We start from the raw sequence: 15720 nt of genomic DNA, 5'->3' as shown, positions 1-15720 counted from the left end.
GATAATGTATTATTATAAAGTCACGATTGTTCTACGATTTTTATTTCTTCCTCACTCAATTCATACAACTCATCAACCATAGCATCAATAGCTTTATAAGTAGCATCAATTTGAGCTTTTAAATCTTGTGCTTTTTTAATTTCTTGAATGAATTTATGATTTTTTCTTCTTCTCCTTCACAAACAACCCAGCTGTATATTTCTCATACAACTCAAATAAAAATTCCATACGTTTGGCTTCGCTGGTAAAGGCTTGTTTGCTGTAGGACGCATCCACGGCTTTGTCTAATTCGTTGTGCGCTTTTACTAATGCTGGCGGCATGGTTAAGGGATTGTATAAATCTGCTAATGAGCTATTAGGAAAAGAAGCTCTAACATCTAAAACCTGTTGTGCTTTTTCTTCAGTCGTTTTTATTTGTTTTTCAGATGGATTTTCTGGCCAAGGATAATTGTTGTAAACAATGCTTGCTGAGTATCTATAATCACTTTTTAATCTACCACAAATGTATTTTACCCATGCCATATGCATTATGGATGTTAGAATACCAAAATGATAAAGTTCGACATTTGGTAGAACATACAATTGATTTGATGCCACAATATCAGGTGAAAGAAATGCTATTGGAATATATTTTCTGTTCACTGAAGATACCGTTGGAAAGGCTAAATAATTTGTTTTTGGTTGTCTTACTTCAGCAAAAAGAGTTGGAGTTTCAGCTAATTTTTTTGTATTTCCTCTTTCACTATTTGAGCGCCACTTTCTAACTAATTCTACTCTTTCCTTAATTAATGAATTATTTAAAATTTCAGATGGTTCGGCATCAGCCAACCATAAACAAAAACGCTTTTCTGAATGTAGTAATTCTCTACCACCGATAAAAGGTTTAATTAATTTTTCTGAATTTTTATTTGCTAAAATAATTTTATTTCGGTCTAACTCTGATAAAGTATAATTACCATCGTCTAAGGCAAAACTTCCATAAATAATTTCAGGCACATTACAAATTGGAGATTTTCTATTCTCAACAGTAATATCTTTACTTTCAACCAAAAAAGGATTTATATTTTTAACTTTTAATTCATGTGGTTCACCTTTTATATTTTCATATTCAAAAATTCTTTTATCATTTGTATCAAAATTCGCAAAACCAATAATAACACAATGTACTGCTGCATTTCCTTTGGCTTCATTACTCCATGAGAAAGTTTGGTGTGCAAAATGTATTTTGATTTTATAATGATTAAATAATAAACTCCACAAAATGTTTACTTGTTCACCTTGTGAAATTGAATTTGTTGAAACAAATGCAACTTTAGTTTTTGTATTTTGTATTAATTGAGCCGCTTTTACATACCACCCAGCTACATAATCCATGACTCTAGATCCTTTAATTCCTTTGAAAATAATCTCTATATCACTTTTCTGACTACTATTTTGTTCTTTTTTTCCGATAAATGGAGGATTTCCTATGATGTAATCATACACACCTTTGTTATTACTTGAGTTAGGTATTGTATGAACTGGGTTGATGTTTATTTTTTTGGAATAAATATTCAAGACATCATAGTTTTCTTTTGGTTCATTTACTTCAAAAATATTCGTTACTTCTGCGTTTATATCAATTATTTTTTTGTCATCAAGATTATTCCAATCTGCTCTTAAAGCATTTCCATGCACAATTTTTGCCGATTTTTTCAACGGCAAACGTGCAAAGTATTGTCCAAATTCATTGCTTATTTGCATGTTCATTTGGTGGTCAATTAACCACATGGCTACTTCGGCTATTCTTGCAGGAAATTCTTCGTATTCAATGCCGCACATCATATCAACATCGAGCCAAATGATATCGCTAACATCTAAAACTCCTTGCCCTGATTTGTAGGTAGCTCTTAACACTTCTAATTCTAACAAACGTAATTCGCGATAGGTAATCACTAAGAAGTTCCCACAACCACAAGCCGGATCTAAGAATTTGAGTTGACTAATTTTTTTATGGAATTCGGGTAATTTGTTTTTATTGCCTTTTAAACTTTCAAATTCAGCCCACAGTTCATCTAAAAACAAGGGTTTGATTAGTTTTAAGATATTGCTTTCGCTGGTGTAATGTGCTCCTAAGTTTCTGCGTTCTTTAGGGTTCATTACACTTTGAAACATGGAACCAAAAATAGCCGGTGAAATTTTACTCCAATCGATGTAACAACAATCTAATAAAGCTTGGCGCATTTTGCTGTCAAAACTTGCCATGGGTAAAATTTCTTCAAACAATTTACCATTTACGTACGGAAAATCGTTTAATTGTTCGTCCAAGTTTTTGAATCGTTTGTCTTTTGCGGTGTTTAACACCTGGAACAATTCTTGAATTTTGGAAGCTAAATCACTTCCATCTTCGGCGGTTCTATGTTCTATGTAATCTTGAAATTGTTGCTTATCAAAAATAGTAGTGTCTTCCGCAAACAAACAGAATAAAATGCGAACTAAATATACTTCTAATGGATGCCCTTCGTACCCAATTTCTTCTAATCGGTCGTGGAGTTTTCCCATTAATTCGGCAGCTTTGATATTCGCAGGGTCTTGTTCTTTGTAGGTTTTCTTTTGATAGCCTAAAAGATAGCCGAAGCTCTGAACATTATGAATTAATTCGTCAATGGTAAACTCTAGAGTAGTTTGTTCTTCGGTATCATATAATCTGAAAATATGGAAATCGCACACCAAAACGTATTTTGGCAATTCGTTTTGTTTTAATCCGTGTGTATAATCAATCGCTTGTTGAAAGGCTTTGTCTAGGTTTTTACCACGGCTTTTCATTTCTATCAAAATAGTACCTTTCCAAAGCAAATCGATATACCCATCGGCATCCGAAAGTTTCTTTACTCGGTGTTCAAAAGTTCCAATTTTTTTTCGAGTGATACCAAAGACATCAAAAAAAGCATCTAAAAATGGTTTAGCATCTGCTTCTTCATTGGTGGTGTCTTTCCATTCTTTGGAAAATTTTACTGCTCTGTCTTTTATTTCGTTCCAGCTTAAAGCCATATTATTTATTATTACTTTTCTTATAATTCAAACCTACCAAAAATAAATAACTTTAACAATAGTTTACTAGGTAGTTTTACGTGATTTTGTAAAGGTAGAAAAGAAGTTTTATAGTATTTTACGGTTTCCTGTATTTTAGTAAAAAAAAGTAACAAAAGTTTCTAAACTTACAGCTGGAAGGGTATAATTTTGATTAGTTTACCTAAAAAAAAGTTGAAAATGCTGGTGTGGTAAGGCTTAAAAAAGTTATTCACATAATTTAGTATATTAAAATTAATACATTAAATTTACATCATAATTCGATAGAGTAACTGGAATTACTCGAGGTCTTACAATACTTAATTGCTCAAAAATCGGGGTTCTAGCTGCTTTTTTTGAGCTTTTTTTATGGAGTAAAGTGTAGTATTCTTCTCCTTTGGAAGAGTGGCTGAAAGCCGAGGTGGTTTTTAATGGAACATAAAAGCTATTGAAATTAGAACGAGGATGACACAGATGCAACAGATTTTTAAGGATTTTTTTGTTGCTTTAAATTGTTTGTTTTTTTGTCAGTTCGAGTGATTTTGAAGTTTAAAATTGCAAAAATTGAAGCTTAAAATGGTATCGAGAACTGTTTTTTAGTACTAATTTTCCATACAAAAAGACTCAAAAATGATGGTTTTTTGCATAAAAAAAAGCTGAAAAAGAGTTTTTTATTATCTTTTTTTCCTTTAGATAGTTTTTTTTCAATTTGTACGGACGAGAATTTCAGTTCATCAGGACGAGACAAATGCTTCGTCAGTACGAAACAAAAACTTCGTCGGGACGAAATGGTGAAAATTTTCGTGAAAAAATGCACAAAAAAAAGACCCCGAGCACTGGAATACTCGAGGTCTTACAAACTAAATTACTTAGTTTCGGGGTTCTAGCTGACTTTTTTGTAAGATAATGTGCTTAACAAATTGCGCATTTTCTTACCAGGTCTGAAAAGGATTCTGTTCTTTTTGATAACACTAGAAGATACTTCTTCTGCGGTGTCTTTACCTTCAGAACTTAATCCTACTTGGAAGTTACCCAAACGTCCCAATTTTACAATACGACCTTCGTTCAATTCGCCAATGATATTGTGTTCTAACGACATCAATACCGCATAACAATCGGCTTCGGTCACAGTACATTGATAAGAAATTAACTCCGCGAGTCTTTCTAAATCGGTTTCGCCGTCTGCAATAGCAGCAGCATAGAATTTTTCTGGTGCAAGAATGTCTTGAGGGTTCTTTCTTTGAAGAACCTTGAATTTAACTGGCATAAGTTTTTAAGTTAAATTATACAATAATAAATTTTGCCTCTGAGCAAACCTTCGGATATTTGCCTGACCGACAGATACAAAGATTGATAATTTTAAACGAAAAAGAAAGTCAAAGTTATTGACAATCGACTTTACTTTTTAACAATGTGTAAGAAAACCACCAATTTTTACGTTTTGTATAACTACTTGTTAAATAGTGTTTTACAAATGGAATAAATAAAAAAAATCCCTAAAAATAAGGGATTTATGAATTTTTACGATAAGTTTTCGTGGTGGTTTTGGAGGGTTTATTATTTTGTGTTTTTGCAACTTTTGGGTAGCTTAAAGTTGCAAAAATAGCAGGTAAATTAGATTCCAATTGCTATGGTAAAATTAGATTTATTTCCTGCAAGAGTTTCTTTGAATAGGTATTGGTATCCAATTTTCATATTGAACTTGCTATCATCGGCTACTTTAAATAGAAAATAGGCCTGAAGAGAGGTTACAACATCATTATCTGTTTTGAATAGCTTTTGCAGTACTTCTTTCTTTCCAGTAGCACCTTGCAACATTACAGAAATTGAATAGCGACCTGGCTTATATTCTCCATTTTCGTTATACTTTCCTGCATCACCATCGCCTTGATAAGTAAAACCAATTCCACCGCTTCCAATGAATTCCATGTCGTAGGAATTAGTAACATTATTTTGAATGTTTAATCCTCTAACGTCAGCGTAAAAGCCATAGTATATCACATCATTGAATCCTACAAATGGTTTTTTGAAAGAAGGCATGATACGAAGTGTTAGAGGAGCGGCTTCATAATCGAGTACATCCCAAGAACTTGCTGAGTTGATAGAATCATATTGTGTAGAAAGTTTAGATATTAACAACATTGGAATATTAAATCTGTATTTTCTATCACCTTTAGCTAATTTTTCAGCATCCGGATTTGCAACATATAATTTGTAATGTAAAACTTCGGCACTAATAGATACTCTATTTCCTGTGTTGATTAGTGATGTTGAAAGTGTACTGTTATTAAAAAAGTCAATTGGTTTTTTTATAGTTTCTTCTGTAGTTTCGGTTTCTTTTGTTGTAACACTTCCCTGAGCATCTTTTACTTCTTCTACAAAGACATAAGCATTTTTATCTTTTTTTACTTTAATAGGTTCCATGCTTAAAGTAGTGAACGGAGTTTGAGCAAAGTTTAGTCCGCTTATAAAAAGAGCGATAATTAAAATTTTTGATTTCATAAAGTGTTATTTTTAGAGTTAGTGAAAACAAAATAAGTGAATATAGTTTATTTAAATACTCCCTATAAATAGGTATTTTTAGTGGTTTTTATTGATTTATGAAAAGCCACCTCGTCCTTCGGCCACTCCTCCAGAGGAGGAGAAATCTAAAAAAGTAATCTGCGTAAATCTGCGTTTGCGAAGCAATCCGTTTTATCCGTGTTCCAATTTTAAACACAAAAGGCATAAAAGATTTTTCAGATTATTCCAATCTGTGTTGCAAAAAAAAGTCCTCGACCATCAGTAGCATCCGTTTCATCCGTGTTCCATTTTAAACACAAAAGATTTTAAAGATTATTCTATTTCTCGCAAAGACACAAAGACGCAAAGAGAAAAACTCTGTGAAAAACTCCGTGCTCCAAAAAAAAAGCCACCTCGACCTTCGGCCACTCCTCCAGAGGAGGAGAATTCTAAAAAAGAAGTCTGAGTTCCATTTTAAACACAAAAGGCATAAAAGATTATATTTCTCGCAAAGACACTAAGGCGCAAAGATAAAGCCACTGTGTAACTCCGTGCCATACTTCGTGCAACTCTGTGTTATCAAAATACACACAAGATTATCGCTTCATACTAAAATGCCCTTTATGCGTTCTACCATCGGCACGGTAGGCAACAAACCAATAATCGTCAGAAACCAGTAGATTTCCGTTGTAAGTGCCATCCCAACCAGCGCTCTTTGAAGTGAAAGCTGTTACGGTTTTACCATATCTATCAAAAATCTCTACTCTAAATTCAGGTTCGTTTTCAGCGTCTTTAATTCTCCAGTAATCGTTATAGCCATCACCATTGGGTGTAAAATATTTGGTGTAGTAAAGCAACCAAATGGTTTTAAGGGTAATGCCGCAAACAGCTTTGTCTTTTACATAAATGGTATACAATCCTGGTGCTAAATTGTTAAAGTAGTTTTCGTCTTGAAACGTAGTGCCATCTAAAGAGTACTCATAAGAACCATTGCCAGAAGTTATCACAGTTATACTATTTTCATTCGAAGTCCAATCGGAGGTTTCAAAACCTTCTATGACTGGTGGTCCCGAATTAATAACAGTGATGTCTTTAGTGTTAGTACACGTTTGTCCGTTGTAGGTATTTGTTGCTGTAACCGTTAAATTGGTTACACCAATAGCCGTAATACTTACCGATGGAGTAGTAGCACCATTCGACCAAAGATAAGTGGTTGTTGGTAAATTATTGAGCGATGCATCAACGACCGTCGGATTTGTTGAGCAATTTAAATAGCTGGAATTAAGATTCAGACTAGGAGTTTGTCCGACAATTAAGTTAAAACTTCTTAATTCATAACAATTAGGAAGCGAATTAAGTACGATTCTAGTATGAATAAGTTGCGGATTACTTACCGGATTGAAATTAACCAAGTTAGTAATAGCGTTAGTTCCATTTTGCGCATTAGCCAATGTCGTGTGATAAGTTATGGTATAATCACTAGCTGGTTGCGTTCCTAAAATAACAGCAGTTTGTTGCGTTAAATCGAAAGTTTCGTTGTTGGTAATAACCGTTTTGCATTCTAATAAATCACTTGGAGTTGTTATCAAAATGATGGAACCAAGCGTACTAACATCAAACAAACGGTTGACAATATTGCCGCAAATATCTTCTATTTGAAAAAGATAAATGGCAGGCGCTAAATTGAAAAAAGTATTGGAAGTACCATTGTCAAAAAAGAAAGGCAATCCGTCTTTTTGTACCAAAGTATAGCGTAAAGGAGTAGTTCCGTTGGCTTCAACAAAAACATCTAACGCTCCACTTGCAGAACAAGGCAATCTATAGGCATCTATAAATTCTAAGGACTCGTTGTAACTTAAGGTTGGTGCTAATATTTCAATACAATTTTTATCAGCGCTACTTACAACAGCTGTATTCCACTCGCTACCATTATGGTATGATAAAAAGGCACGAACAATTCGGAAAGTACCATTAAAACTGAAATTAAAATTGGTAGCATTATTGGCTAAGGAAATGGAATTAGTTTCGTTTGGAACAGTTCCATTCGTATAAATTGCATTGGTGCTAGGATTACCCCAAGTATTTGTAACCGGATTAAGTAATTTTTGCAACCAATAGGTTTGACCTGCTGTTCCGTTACTTACAAAGTTTAAAGCAATATTGAAAGAACCACAATTAGGAAGCAATGAAAAATTGGAAGCCGTAATGCTATAACCTTGTACACTTACAGTAATGGTATTAGTGAAATTACATTCGTCAGTTCCAGTAAAAGTGTAACTGCCTGCAGGTAGATTATTCATATAAAGAACACCATCAGGAGCAATGTTGGAAGATACATTAAAAGGTAAACTAAATCCAAAAGAAGCAGGAGCAGCTGTAATTCTAATAGAAGTTAATTTTGAATTCAAACTTTCAATTCTAATAGCACTAGTACCCAAACCACAACCATTTCTTATGGCACTAGCTAAACCTTGATCTACATAAGCAGGAACAACAGTTGAAATAAGTGGTATAACATCATTACAAGTATTGGTCAGCTGAAAAGTATAATTCCCAAGAGGAACCGGATTTAGGGTAATAGCACCATTAGCATCAATCAAAGAAGAGATGTTATGAGGTAAAGGAAACGGATAATCCGAAGGTGCTACTGTAACTAAGCCACTGGTGATGATATAGCCAGGTATAGCGATGTTTATATTTCCTGTTGTAGTCAAACAACCATTATGAGTTCCTGTAGCTGTTGGAAGTGGAGGTCGGTCTATTATCGAAAAAGAGACACTTTGAATAGTACCACAGGCATCTGTAATGGTGGCATCATAATTCCCAATAGGTGTAGGCAAAGAATCATTTCCAAAAGAAACACTATTTTGATTATAAGGACCAGGATAAGCGTTATTGAAAAGCGCAGGATTAAATCCAGCCGGAAATGAATTAAAATTTATCGAATAAGGAGGAACAAAATTCGATAGCGTAAACGTAAAAAAGTTTTCGTTACAATCGAGTGTGGTAATGGTGTTAGTTAAATTTATTCCGTTGTTTACAATAAAATTTGAAGAATAAGTTGTTCCACAAGCATCCAGAATAGCAAGCGAATAACTAAAATTCTGATTGATGTAATTGGTCATGGTTTGCACCAAATTTTGTGATGTGGTATTCCCAGTATTCAGCGTACTATTCAAAACAATAGGAGCGCCTCCACTAGGAGGAAAAATAGTGTAAGTAATATCTAATGGATAGCCAATAACAGTTCCAGTAGCAGCGGTCAAGGTATTGGTAACCGAAACCAAATTGCAATTAACTGGTGAAGTTTGAGCCGTTTGAGGTTGTCCGATAGTAAGACCAGTAGTATTTTGAACCACCGTAAAAGTTGTTACAACACCTATTCCACAATTATCAAAAACTCTAATTCTATAAACGCCAACAGGCAAACCAGAAAAAGTATTAGAACTCTGTAATGGAAACAATAACGGACCACTAAATATTTCATAAGAAACTGGAGTTCCAGTGATTGTATTAACAGTGATGGTACTAGTATTAGAACAAGCCTGATTTAAACTTTGAACCGAAAAAGCTAAGGGCACAACCGAGTTTACTATGGTCGCATCTTGTTGTTGTTCTGTAGTAGTGGCGCCAACTGTTTCTCTAGCAATTACTCTATAATCTCCTGCAACCAATCCGTTGAGTGTTGCAGCAGTTGTTGTTGCAAAAGGAGTAGTGGTATTGGGTAATTTATAGATGATGTACTGAATACTTCCTCCAGCAATAGTATTGGTTGCATTAAATAGCAAACTACCATTTCCAGCACAAGTTTCATTAACACTTGTAACAGAAAGGTTGAATCCAAAACCATCAAATTGGTTCAGAAGAAAGATAAGATGAAGTATGTAAAGGTACCTTTTCATAATAAATATTATTAACAAATCTACTAAATGTATTTTAATAAAACACGATTATTGGTAACATTTTAACGATAAAATGGTAATTTTGTTGTTTTTTGTATGTATTAGATTACATAAATTAATTCATTTATCAGAATGAGTTATTTAGTGGGAATGAAGATCCGTGCCCACAATGAAAATAACCTGGTTATGTAGTTGAAAAAGGAATGTTAGATGGTGTTTGTGTTTTTCAATATTTTAAATTGTAGGACCACACCACGCGAAGGGATTCGTGCGGTAGCTGCGTTTGTAAATTTTAGCTTATGTAAGTAATTTCAATAAAACGGAAGAATAATAAAATTGATTTGTAATTTTGAAATCTATAAAGTTTTCACAATGACCAAATATTTAAGTTTTACGTTTCTATTGTTGCTAGTTTCTTGTTCGGGACAAACGAAATTGGGTGAACCTGAAGTTAATCCTACAGCGATTCAAAGTAATTTTATGAATTGGTGGAAGTACCACAATGAAAACATCATGCTTTCAAGAGATTTTACGCCAATTGATGAAAACGGAACCGTAATCGAGAAAAGTGCTTTCTTGAAAACTTTGATGGATGGAAAAACGATTCCTATTCGTTTGAAAACTGCGGACACGATTTTCCAATACCAATTGTTTAAACTTTTACCAACTTCTGATTCTAATATCAAAGCGACCATAGCTCAAGTGTCGTTTGATGAAAACGATAATTTTAACCAAGAAGGCAAACCTTTTCCGAAGTTTACTTTCACTGATTTAGAAGGAAATACTATTTCTAACGAATCTATGAAAGACAAGATTATGGTCGTAAAATGTTGGTTTATTCATTGTGCGGTTTGTGTGAAAGAAATTCCTTCGTTAAACGAAATGGTGAATCAATACAAAGACCGAAAAGACATTGTTTTTGTAAGTTTAGCCGAAGATACGCCGGAGCAATTGAAAGTGTTTTTAGCCAAAAAACCATTATCGTATTCCGTAGTTCCAAACATGAAAAAATACATGAACGAAGTGTTGCAATTGAATGCTTTTCCAACGCATTTTATTGTGAATAAAGACGGTAATATTGTTAAAGTTTTAGCCAACGATCATGCTTTGAAAGTCGCTTTGGAAAAGGAGAGTAGGAAGTAGGTTTTTTGTTGTTTAGTTCAAAGTCAGGAAACTTTTCTCAGCAAGTGATTTAATTTATTTCAAAAGATTCAATACATTTAATCATTAAAGCAAAGTTTGTTTCGATGTTGTCTTCACTTTGACAACTTGTTGTTAAAGAATAAAATGTTTCTTTTTCTTTACCCTTTAATATAAACGAAATCATTTCTATTGAGTTTGAACCTTCTAATTTTTGATAAATATAATAAGAATCATATTTTAAATTCTTTGTATATCCACTTTCAATAATTATTGGCATCAAACTACTTTTTTTAATATTCTTTTGGATTGTTTTAAATTCATCCAACAATTCCATATTTTTTTCTAAACTTTTATATTTTTGAATTGAAATTATCTTAGTGAATTTTGTTATTGAATCAGTTGCTCCAATATCCATTCCAAGAATTATTTGTGGATTATTATATTCTTCAGCTTTCCATTCCCAATTTTTCGGAATTGTGATTGAAAAATCATTTTCCGGATGAATAATTTTAGTTTTACCGTACTTAATAGGATAGTTTGAATATTCCTCAAGTTTAGTTATTTTTTTTGTACAAGCCCAAAAAAGTAAAATCGCAAAAATATATTTCAATTTATTAATCATTTTAAATTCTGTTTATTTTTCAAAGATTTGGTTTTTCTGGTGTTTTCAAAATATAGAACAACTAATAAATATGCACAATAACCTTTCACATCCTTCACAAATATACCAATTTCCTACAAACAGTAACCGCGTACTTTTACCTGTTTATCAACAAAATGTTGGGCAAAAGTGCTTAGAAAAAAAACTAATCACTAATTACTAAAAACTAATCACTAATGCTTACTTTTGCACCGAAATTAAAACATAATAAAAAATGCTTACTGTATCTAATTTATCAGTTCAATTTGGTAAAAGAATCTTATTTGACGAAGTAAACACTACGTTTGTTCAAGGAAATTGCTATGGCGTAATTGGTGCCAATGGTGCTGGGAAATCTACGTTCCTTAAAATTCTTGCTGGCGATATTGATCCTACTTCTGGTCGTGTAATTCTAGAACCAGGAAAACGTATGTCGGTTTTGAATCAAAATCACAACATGTTTGATGAACATACGGTTTTAGAAACAGTAATGATGGGTAACAAAGTACTATTTGCAGTGAAATCTGAAATGGATGCTTTGTATGCCGATTATGATGATAAAAATGCCGATAGAATAGGTGAGTTGCAAGTGCAATTTGAAGAAATGAACGGTTGGAATGCCGAATCGGATGCTGGTTCGATGCTCTCTAACTTAGGCATTGGTTCGGACATGCATTATACTTTAATGGCCGATTTGGAAGGAAAACTTAAAGTTCGTGTGTTATTAGCACAAGCGCTTTTCGGAAATCCTGACGTTTTGGTAATGGATGAGCCAACGAACGACTTGGATTTTGAAACCATCACTTGGTTAGAAAATTTCCTTGCCAATTATGAAAATACCGTAATTGTGGTTTCGCACGACAGACACTTTTTGGATTCGGTTTGTACACACATTTCGGATATTGATTTCTCAAAAATTAATCACTATTCTGGTAACTATACGTTTTGGTACGAATCAAGTCAGTTAGCTGCAAAACAAAAAGCACAGCAAAATAAGAAAGCGGAAGAGAAGAAAGCCGAGTTGGAAGAGTTTATCCGTCGTTTTAGTGCGAATGTGGCTAAATCGAAACAAGCAACTTCTCGTAAGAAGATGATTGATAAATTAAATCTTGATGAAATCAAACCATCAAGTAGAAGATATCCTGCGATTATTTTTGATGTTGAAAGAGAAGCTGGAGATCAAATTTTACATGTTCAAAATCTTGCTGCATCAGTGGATGGTGAAGTATTGTTTAAAAATGTAGATTTGAACATGGCGAAAGGCGATAAAGTAGTAGTGTTTTCTAAAGATTCACGTGCTACAACCGCTTTCTATGAAATTTTAAACGGAAATCAAAAAGCGGACGAAGGAACTTATGATTGGGGAATTACAACAACACAATCGTATTTGCCAAATGACAACAGTGAATTTTTCACAGACGGAAGTTTGAATTTAGTAGATTGGTTGCGTCAATTTGTGAAAACAGAAGAAGAGCGGGATGAAGTTTACGTTCGTGGATTCTTAGGAAAAATGATTTTTTCTGGAGAAGAAGCTTTGAAAAAATGTACGGTGCTTTCTGGAGGAGAAAAAGTACGTTGTATGTTGTCTAGAATGATGATGATTCGTGCTAACGTTTTAATGCTAGACGAACCAACAAATCACTTAGATTTGGAATCGATTACGGCATTCAACAATTCGCTTAAAAACTTTAAAGGTTCGGTTTTGTTTACAACACATGACCACGAGTTCGCGCAAACGGTTGCCAACAGAGTTTTAGAAATCACACCAAACGGAGTTATCGACAGATACATGACCTTTGACGAATATCTTGACGATGAAAAAGTGAAAGAGTTGAGAAAGAAAATGTATAACTAAGTACGAAGTACGAAATAGAAAAAAGGTCTAAAATTTTAATTTTAGACCTTTTTTTATACTGAACACTGAACACTGCCAACTGAACACTACTTCTTATGTTTCCAGCGTTTGTGTGTCCACAAGTAAAATTCTGGTGCTTCGTAGATTTGTTGTTCTACTTTTCTCATAAAATTTTCTGATAGTTTATAATCTGGAATGGATTTTACATCATCAGCAAGTACTTCGAAAGAAGCTTCATAATAACCGCGTTTTACCTTCTTTACTTTTAAGAATATTACATTCATATCGTATCTTTTGGCAAGCATTTCGGCTCCTGTATGAATTGGGGTTTCTATTCCCAAAAAGCTATCCCAATGCATTGTATCTGATCTTCTTGGAGTTTGATCACTTGCAAAACCAAAAATGCCTAATACTCCATTTTTAGCATTTTGTTCAATAGTAGTTTTAGTTTCTTTGGTCGTAATAAGGTAAGCTTTGAATTTGGCGCGAATATTTTTCACTAATTTATCAAAATACGGATTTGCAATTTTTTTATAAATTCCATATCCTTTGAAGGTAATGTGATTGTTCATTGATAAAACCCATTCGTAACTTGCATAATGTGCGCACATTAGAGCAATACTTTTTCCTTTTTTTTCTAAATCCAGATAAACATCAAGATTTGTATAGCTAAAACGTTTATTAATTTCTTTTTCGGAAATCGACATTGTTTTTATCATCTCAAGAAACATATCGCACAAATGATGGTAGGATTTTTTCTCAATAATTAATCTCTCTTGTTCTGATAAATGAGGAAGTGCAAGGGCAATATTTTTTCTAACTGTTTTTTTTCGATAACCGATTACGTAATAAACTAAGAAATAAACAAAATCAGAAAATAGGTAAAGTACAGGAAATGGCAGAATTGAAATGAGCCACAAAATAGGGTAGACAAGAAGGTAAATTAAAAACTGCATTCCTTTATTTTTATGCAAATATACAGTTTCTGACAATTTAACAACTTTGGTTTAACAAAACCTAAAGAACAATTCCTATTTTTACGCAAAATAGTTTGATATGGAGTACAATTTGTTTTTGATTGGATTGATTGCGATCAATGTTATAATTAGTTTTAAAGGATTTAATGACTTATCTTTTTTTAGAAAGTATCAATTTCACGTGGGAAGTATTCGTTCTGGAGAGCAGATTAGAATGATTTCGTCAGGATTTCTCCATGTTGATATTGGTCATTTGGCTTTTAATATGTTATCGCTTTACTTTTTTGCGCCTGTTGTTTATGGAATTCTTAATAATTTTTCATTCGTATTAATCTATTTTGCGAGTCTTATCTTCGGAAGTCTTCTTACTATGATTTTTCATAAAGATGATTATAGTTATAGTGCTGTTGGAGCTTCTGGAGCAGTTATGGGAATTATTTATTCGGCAATTTTATTAGATCCAAGTTTAGACATTTATTTCTTTTTTATACCAATTCCAATTCCAGGTTACATTTTCGGAATAGGATATTTGCTTTACTCAATTTATGGAATGAAAGCAAAAAGCGATAATATTGGACACACAGCACATTTTGGAGGCGCTATTGGTGGCTACTTATTTACATTAATGAAAAAGCCTTCTTTGTTTATAGATAATACATTTATGGTTGTGATTTTGGCAATTCCAATTCTTATTTTGTTTGTAATGGCTAAACGAGGCAAGCTATAATTGGCACGGCTTTTGGATATCACTTTTTATAAAACATAGAATCATGAAAAAAACAATTTTAATTTTAATGACATTCATTGCTACGATGACACAAGCACAAGAACAAAAACAAATCCCACAAGTATCCGTTTCAGGAGAAGGAAAAGTTATGGTAAAACCAGACCATATCGTCATCAATTTTGGTGTTGAAAACACTGGAAAAGATGCAACCGAAGTAAAAAAACTTAATGATGAAACGGTTGATAAAGTTGTGAAATTTGTAAAGAAATTTGGTATTCCAACTTCCGATTTTCAGACAACAAGTGTAAGTTTAAATAGAAATTACGATTATGAAAAGAAGAAGTATAATTATCAAGCTTCACAGACAATAAGTATTACTTTAAAAGATATTACGAAATATGACGCTTTAATGATGGGATTGGTTGATAATGGTATCAATAACATTAGCGATGTTGAATTCAAATCTTCTAAAATTGAAGAATATAAATCGGAAGCTAGAAAACTTGCGATGAAAGACGCAAAACGCAAAGCAGAGGATTATGTTTCAGTTTTAAATCAAAAAATAGGGAAGGCGATTTTGATTACTGATAATTCGCAATCTTTTTATGCGCCGCCTGTTATGTACAAAGCCGATATGATGGTTGCTGAAGCAGGTGCACCAAGAGAAACCCTTGCCGTTGGAGAGATTGAAGTTTCTGCCAATGTTTCTGTAAGTTTTATTTTAGATTAATTTATCTCTTATATTAAATAAAAAAACTCCTCATTTTTGAGGAGTTTTTTGTTTTTTAATTATGTTGTCTTTTTTATCTTTTTAATGAGAAATGGGCTTTAAATTGTTTCATCGCACCAGCTTCTGGATAGTCAACTGTAAACCAGTAATCCGTTGATGGCATTAGGTTTCCGTTGTAGGTTCCATCCCATCCTTT

11 protein-coding genes are annotated in these 15720 nt (G+C 33.1%); 4 read left to right on the top strand and 7 right to left on the bottom strand.

What is annotated here, in order from left to right; translation table 11 throughout:
• Positions 1-153 precede the first annotated feature (153 nt).
• The 4 genes from ABD766_RS13380 to ABD766_RS13365 form a co-directional block, all read right to left on the bottom strand.
• On the bottom strand, positions 154-3030 hold the full coding sequence (locus ABD766_RS13380) for a class I SAM-dependent DNA methyltransferase (RefSeq protein ID WP_344817150.1): 2877 nt from the start codon (positions 3028-3030) through the stop codon (positions 154-156).
• Between the two features lie 901 nt (positions 3031-3931).
• Positions 3932-4315 carry an HU family DNA-binding protein gene (locus ABD766_RS13375; RefSeq protein ID WP_344817149.1) on the bottom strand — a complete coding sequence of 128 codons (384 nt, stop codon included), beginning with the start codon at positions 4313-4315 and terminating at the stop codon, positions 3932-3934.
• A 347-nt stretch (positions 4316-4662) separates the two neighbouring features.
• Positions 4663-5550, bottom strand: a complete 888-nt coding sequence (locus ABD766_RS13370) for a hypothetical protein (protein ID WP_344817148.1) — start codon at positions 5548-5550, stop codon at positions 4663-4665.
• Positions 5551-6146: 596 nt separating this feature from the next.
• Positions 6147-9452 (bottom strand): T9SS type B sorting domain-containing protein, encoded by a 3306-nt coding sequence (locus tag ABD766_RS13365; protein ID WP_344817147.1) that lies wholly within the window; start codon positions 9450-9452, stop codon positions 6147-6149.
• 372 nt (positions 9453-9824) lie between these two features.
• Here ABD766_RS13365 and ABD766_RS13360 point away from each other — a divergent pair, with 372 nt between their 5' ends.
• Positions 9825-10595, top strand: coding sequence for a TlpA family protein disulfide reductase (locus ABD766_RS13360; protein ID WP_344817146.1), 771 nt, complete (start codon positions 9825-9827; stop codon positions 10593-10595).
• A 49-nt stretch (positions 10596-10644) separates the two neighbouring features.
• Here the strand turns inward: ABD766_RS13360 and ABD766_RS13355 are convergent, their stop codons facing one another.
• Positions 10645-11217 (bottom strand): hypothetical protein, encoded by a 573-nt coding sequence (locus ABD766_RS13355; protein WP_344817145.1) that lies wholly within the window; start codon positions 11215-11217, stop codon positions 10645-10647.
• Positions 11218-11470: 253 nt separating this feature from the next.
• On the opposite strand from ABD766_RS13355, the gene ABD766_RS13350 reads away from it, so the two are divergent.
• Entirely contained in the window at positions 11471-13090 is a 1620-nt protein-coding gene (locus ABD766_RS13350; protein WP_344817144.1) for an ABC-F family ATP-binding cassette domain-containing protein, read from the top strand.
• Positions 13091-13176: 86 nt separating this feature from the next.
• Here ABD766_RS13350 and ABD766_RS13345 read toward each other — a convergent pair whose 3' ends face one another.
• Positions 13177-14046 (bottom strand): lysophospholipid acyltransferase family protein, encoded by an 870-nt coding sequence (locus tag ABD766_RS13345; RefSeq protein WP_344817217.1) that lies wholly within the window; start codon positions 14044-14046, stop codon positions 13177-13179.
• A gap of 100 nt (positions 14047-14146) precedes the next feature.
• Between ABD766_RS13345 and ABD766_RS13340 the strand changes: the two genes are divergently transcribed.
• Together ABD766_RS13340 and ABD766_RS13335 are read left to right on the top strand one after the other, a co-directional pair.
• Positions 14147-14794: a rhomboid family intramembrane serine protease gene (locus ABD766_RS13340; RefSeq protein WP_344817143.1), complete on the top strand. Its 648-nt coding sequence runs from the start codon at positions 14147-14149 to the stop codon at positions 14792-14794.
• Between the two features lie 43 nt (positions 14795-14837).
• Positions 14838-15524: an SIMPL domain-containing protein gene (locus tag ABD766_RS13335; RefSeq protein ID WP_344817142.1), complete on the top strand. Its 687-nt coding sequence runs from the start codon at positions 14838-14840 to the stop codon at positions 15522-15524.
• 73 nt (positions 15525-15597) lie between these two features.
• Here the strand turns inward: ABD766_RS13335 and ABD766_RS13330 are convergent.
• The coding region (locus ABD766_RS13330; RefSeq protein WP_344817216.1) for a T9SS type B sorting domain-containing protein at positions 15598-15720 on the bottom strand (123 nt) is incomplete at its 5' end.

Origin of the sequence: Flavobacterium cheonanense (assembly GCF_039539185.1) — a bacterium.
GTDB classification, from domain to species: Bacteria; Bacteroidota; Bacteroidia; order Flavobacteriales; family Flavobacteriaceae; genus Flavobacterium; species Flavobacterium cheonanense.
The sequence above is the reverse complement of the archived record's forward strand: the minus strand, read 5'-3'. Positions and strand labels throughout refer to the sequence as shown.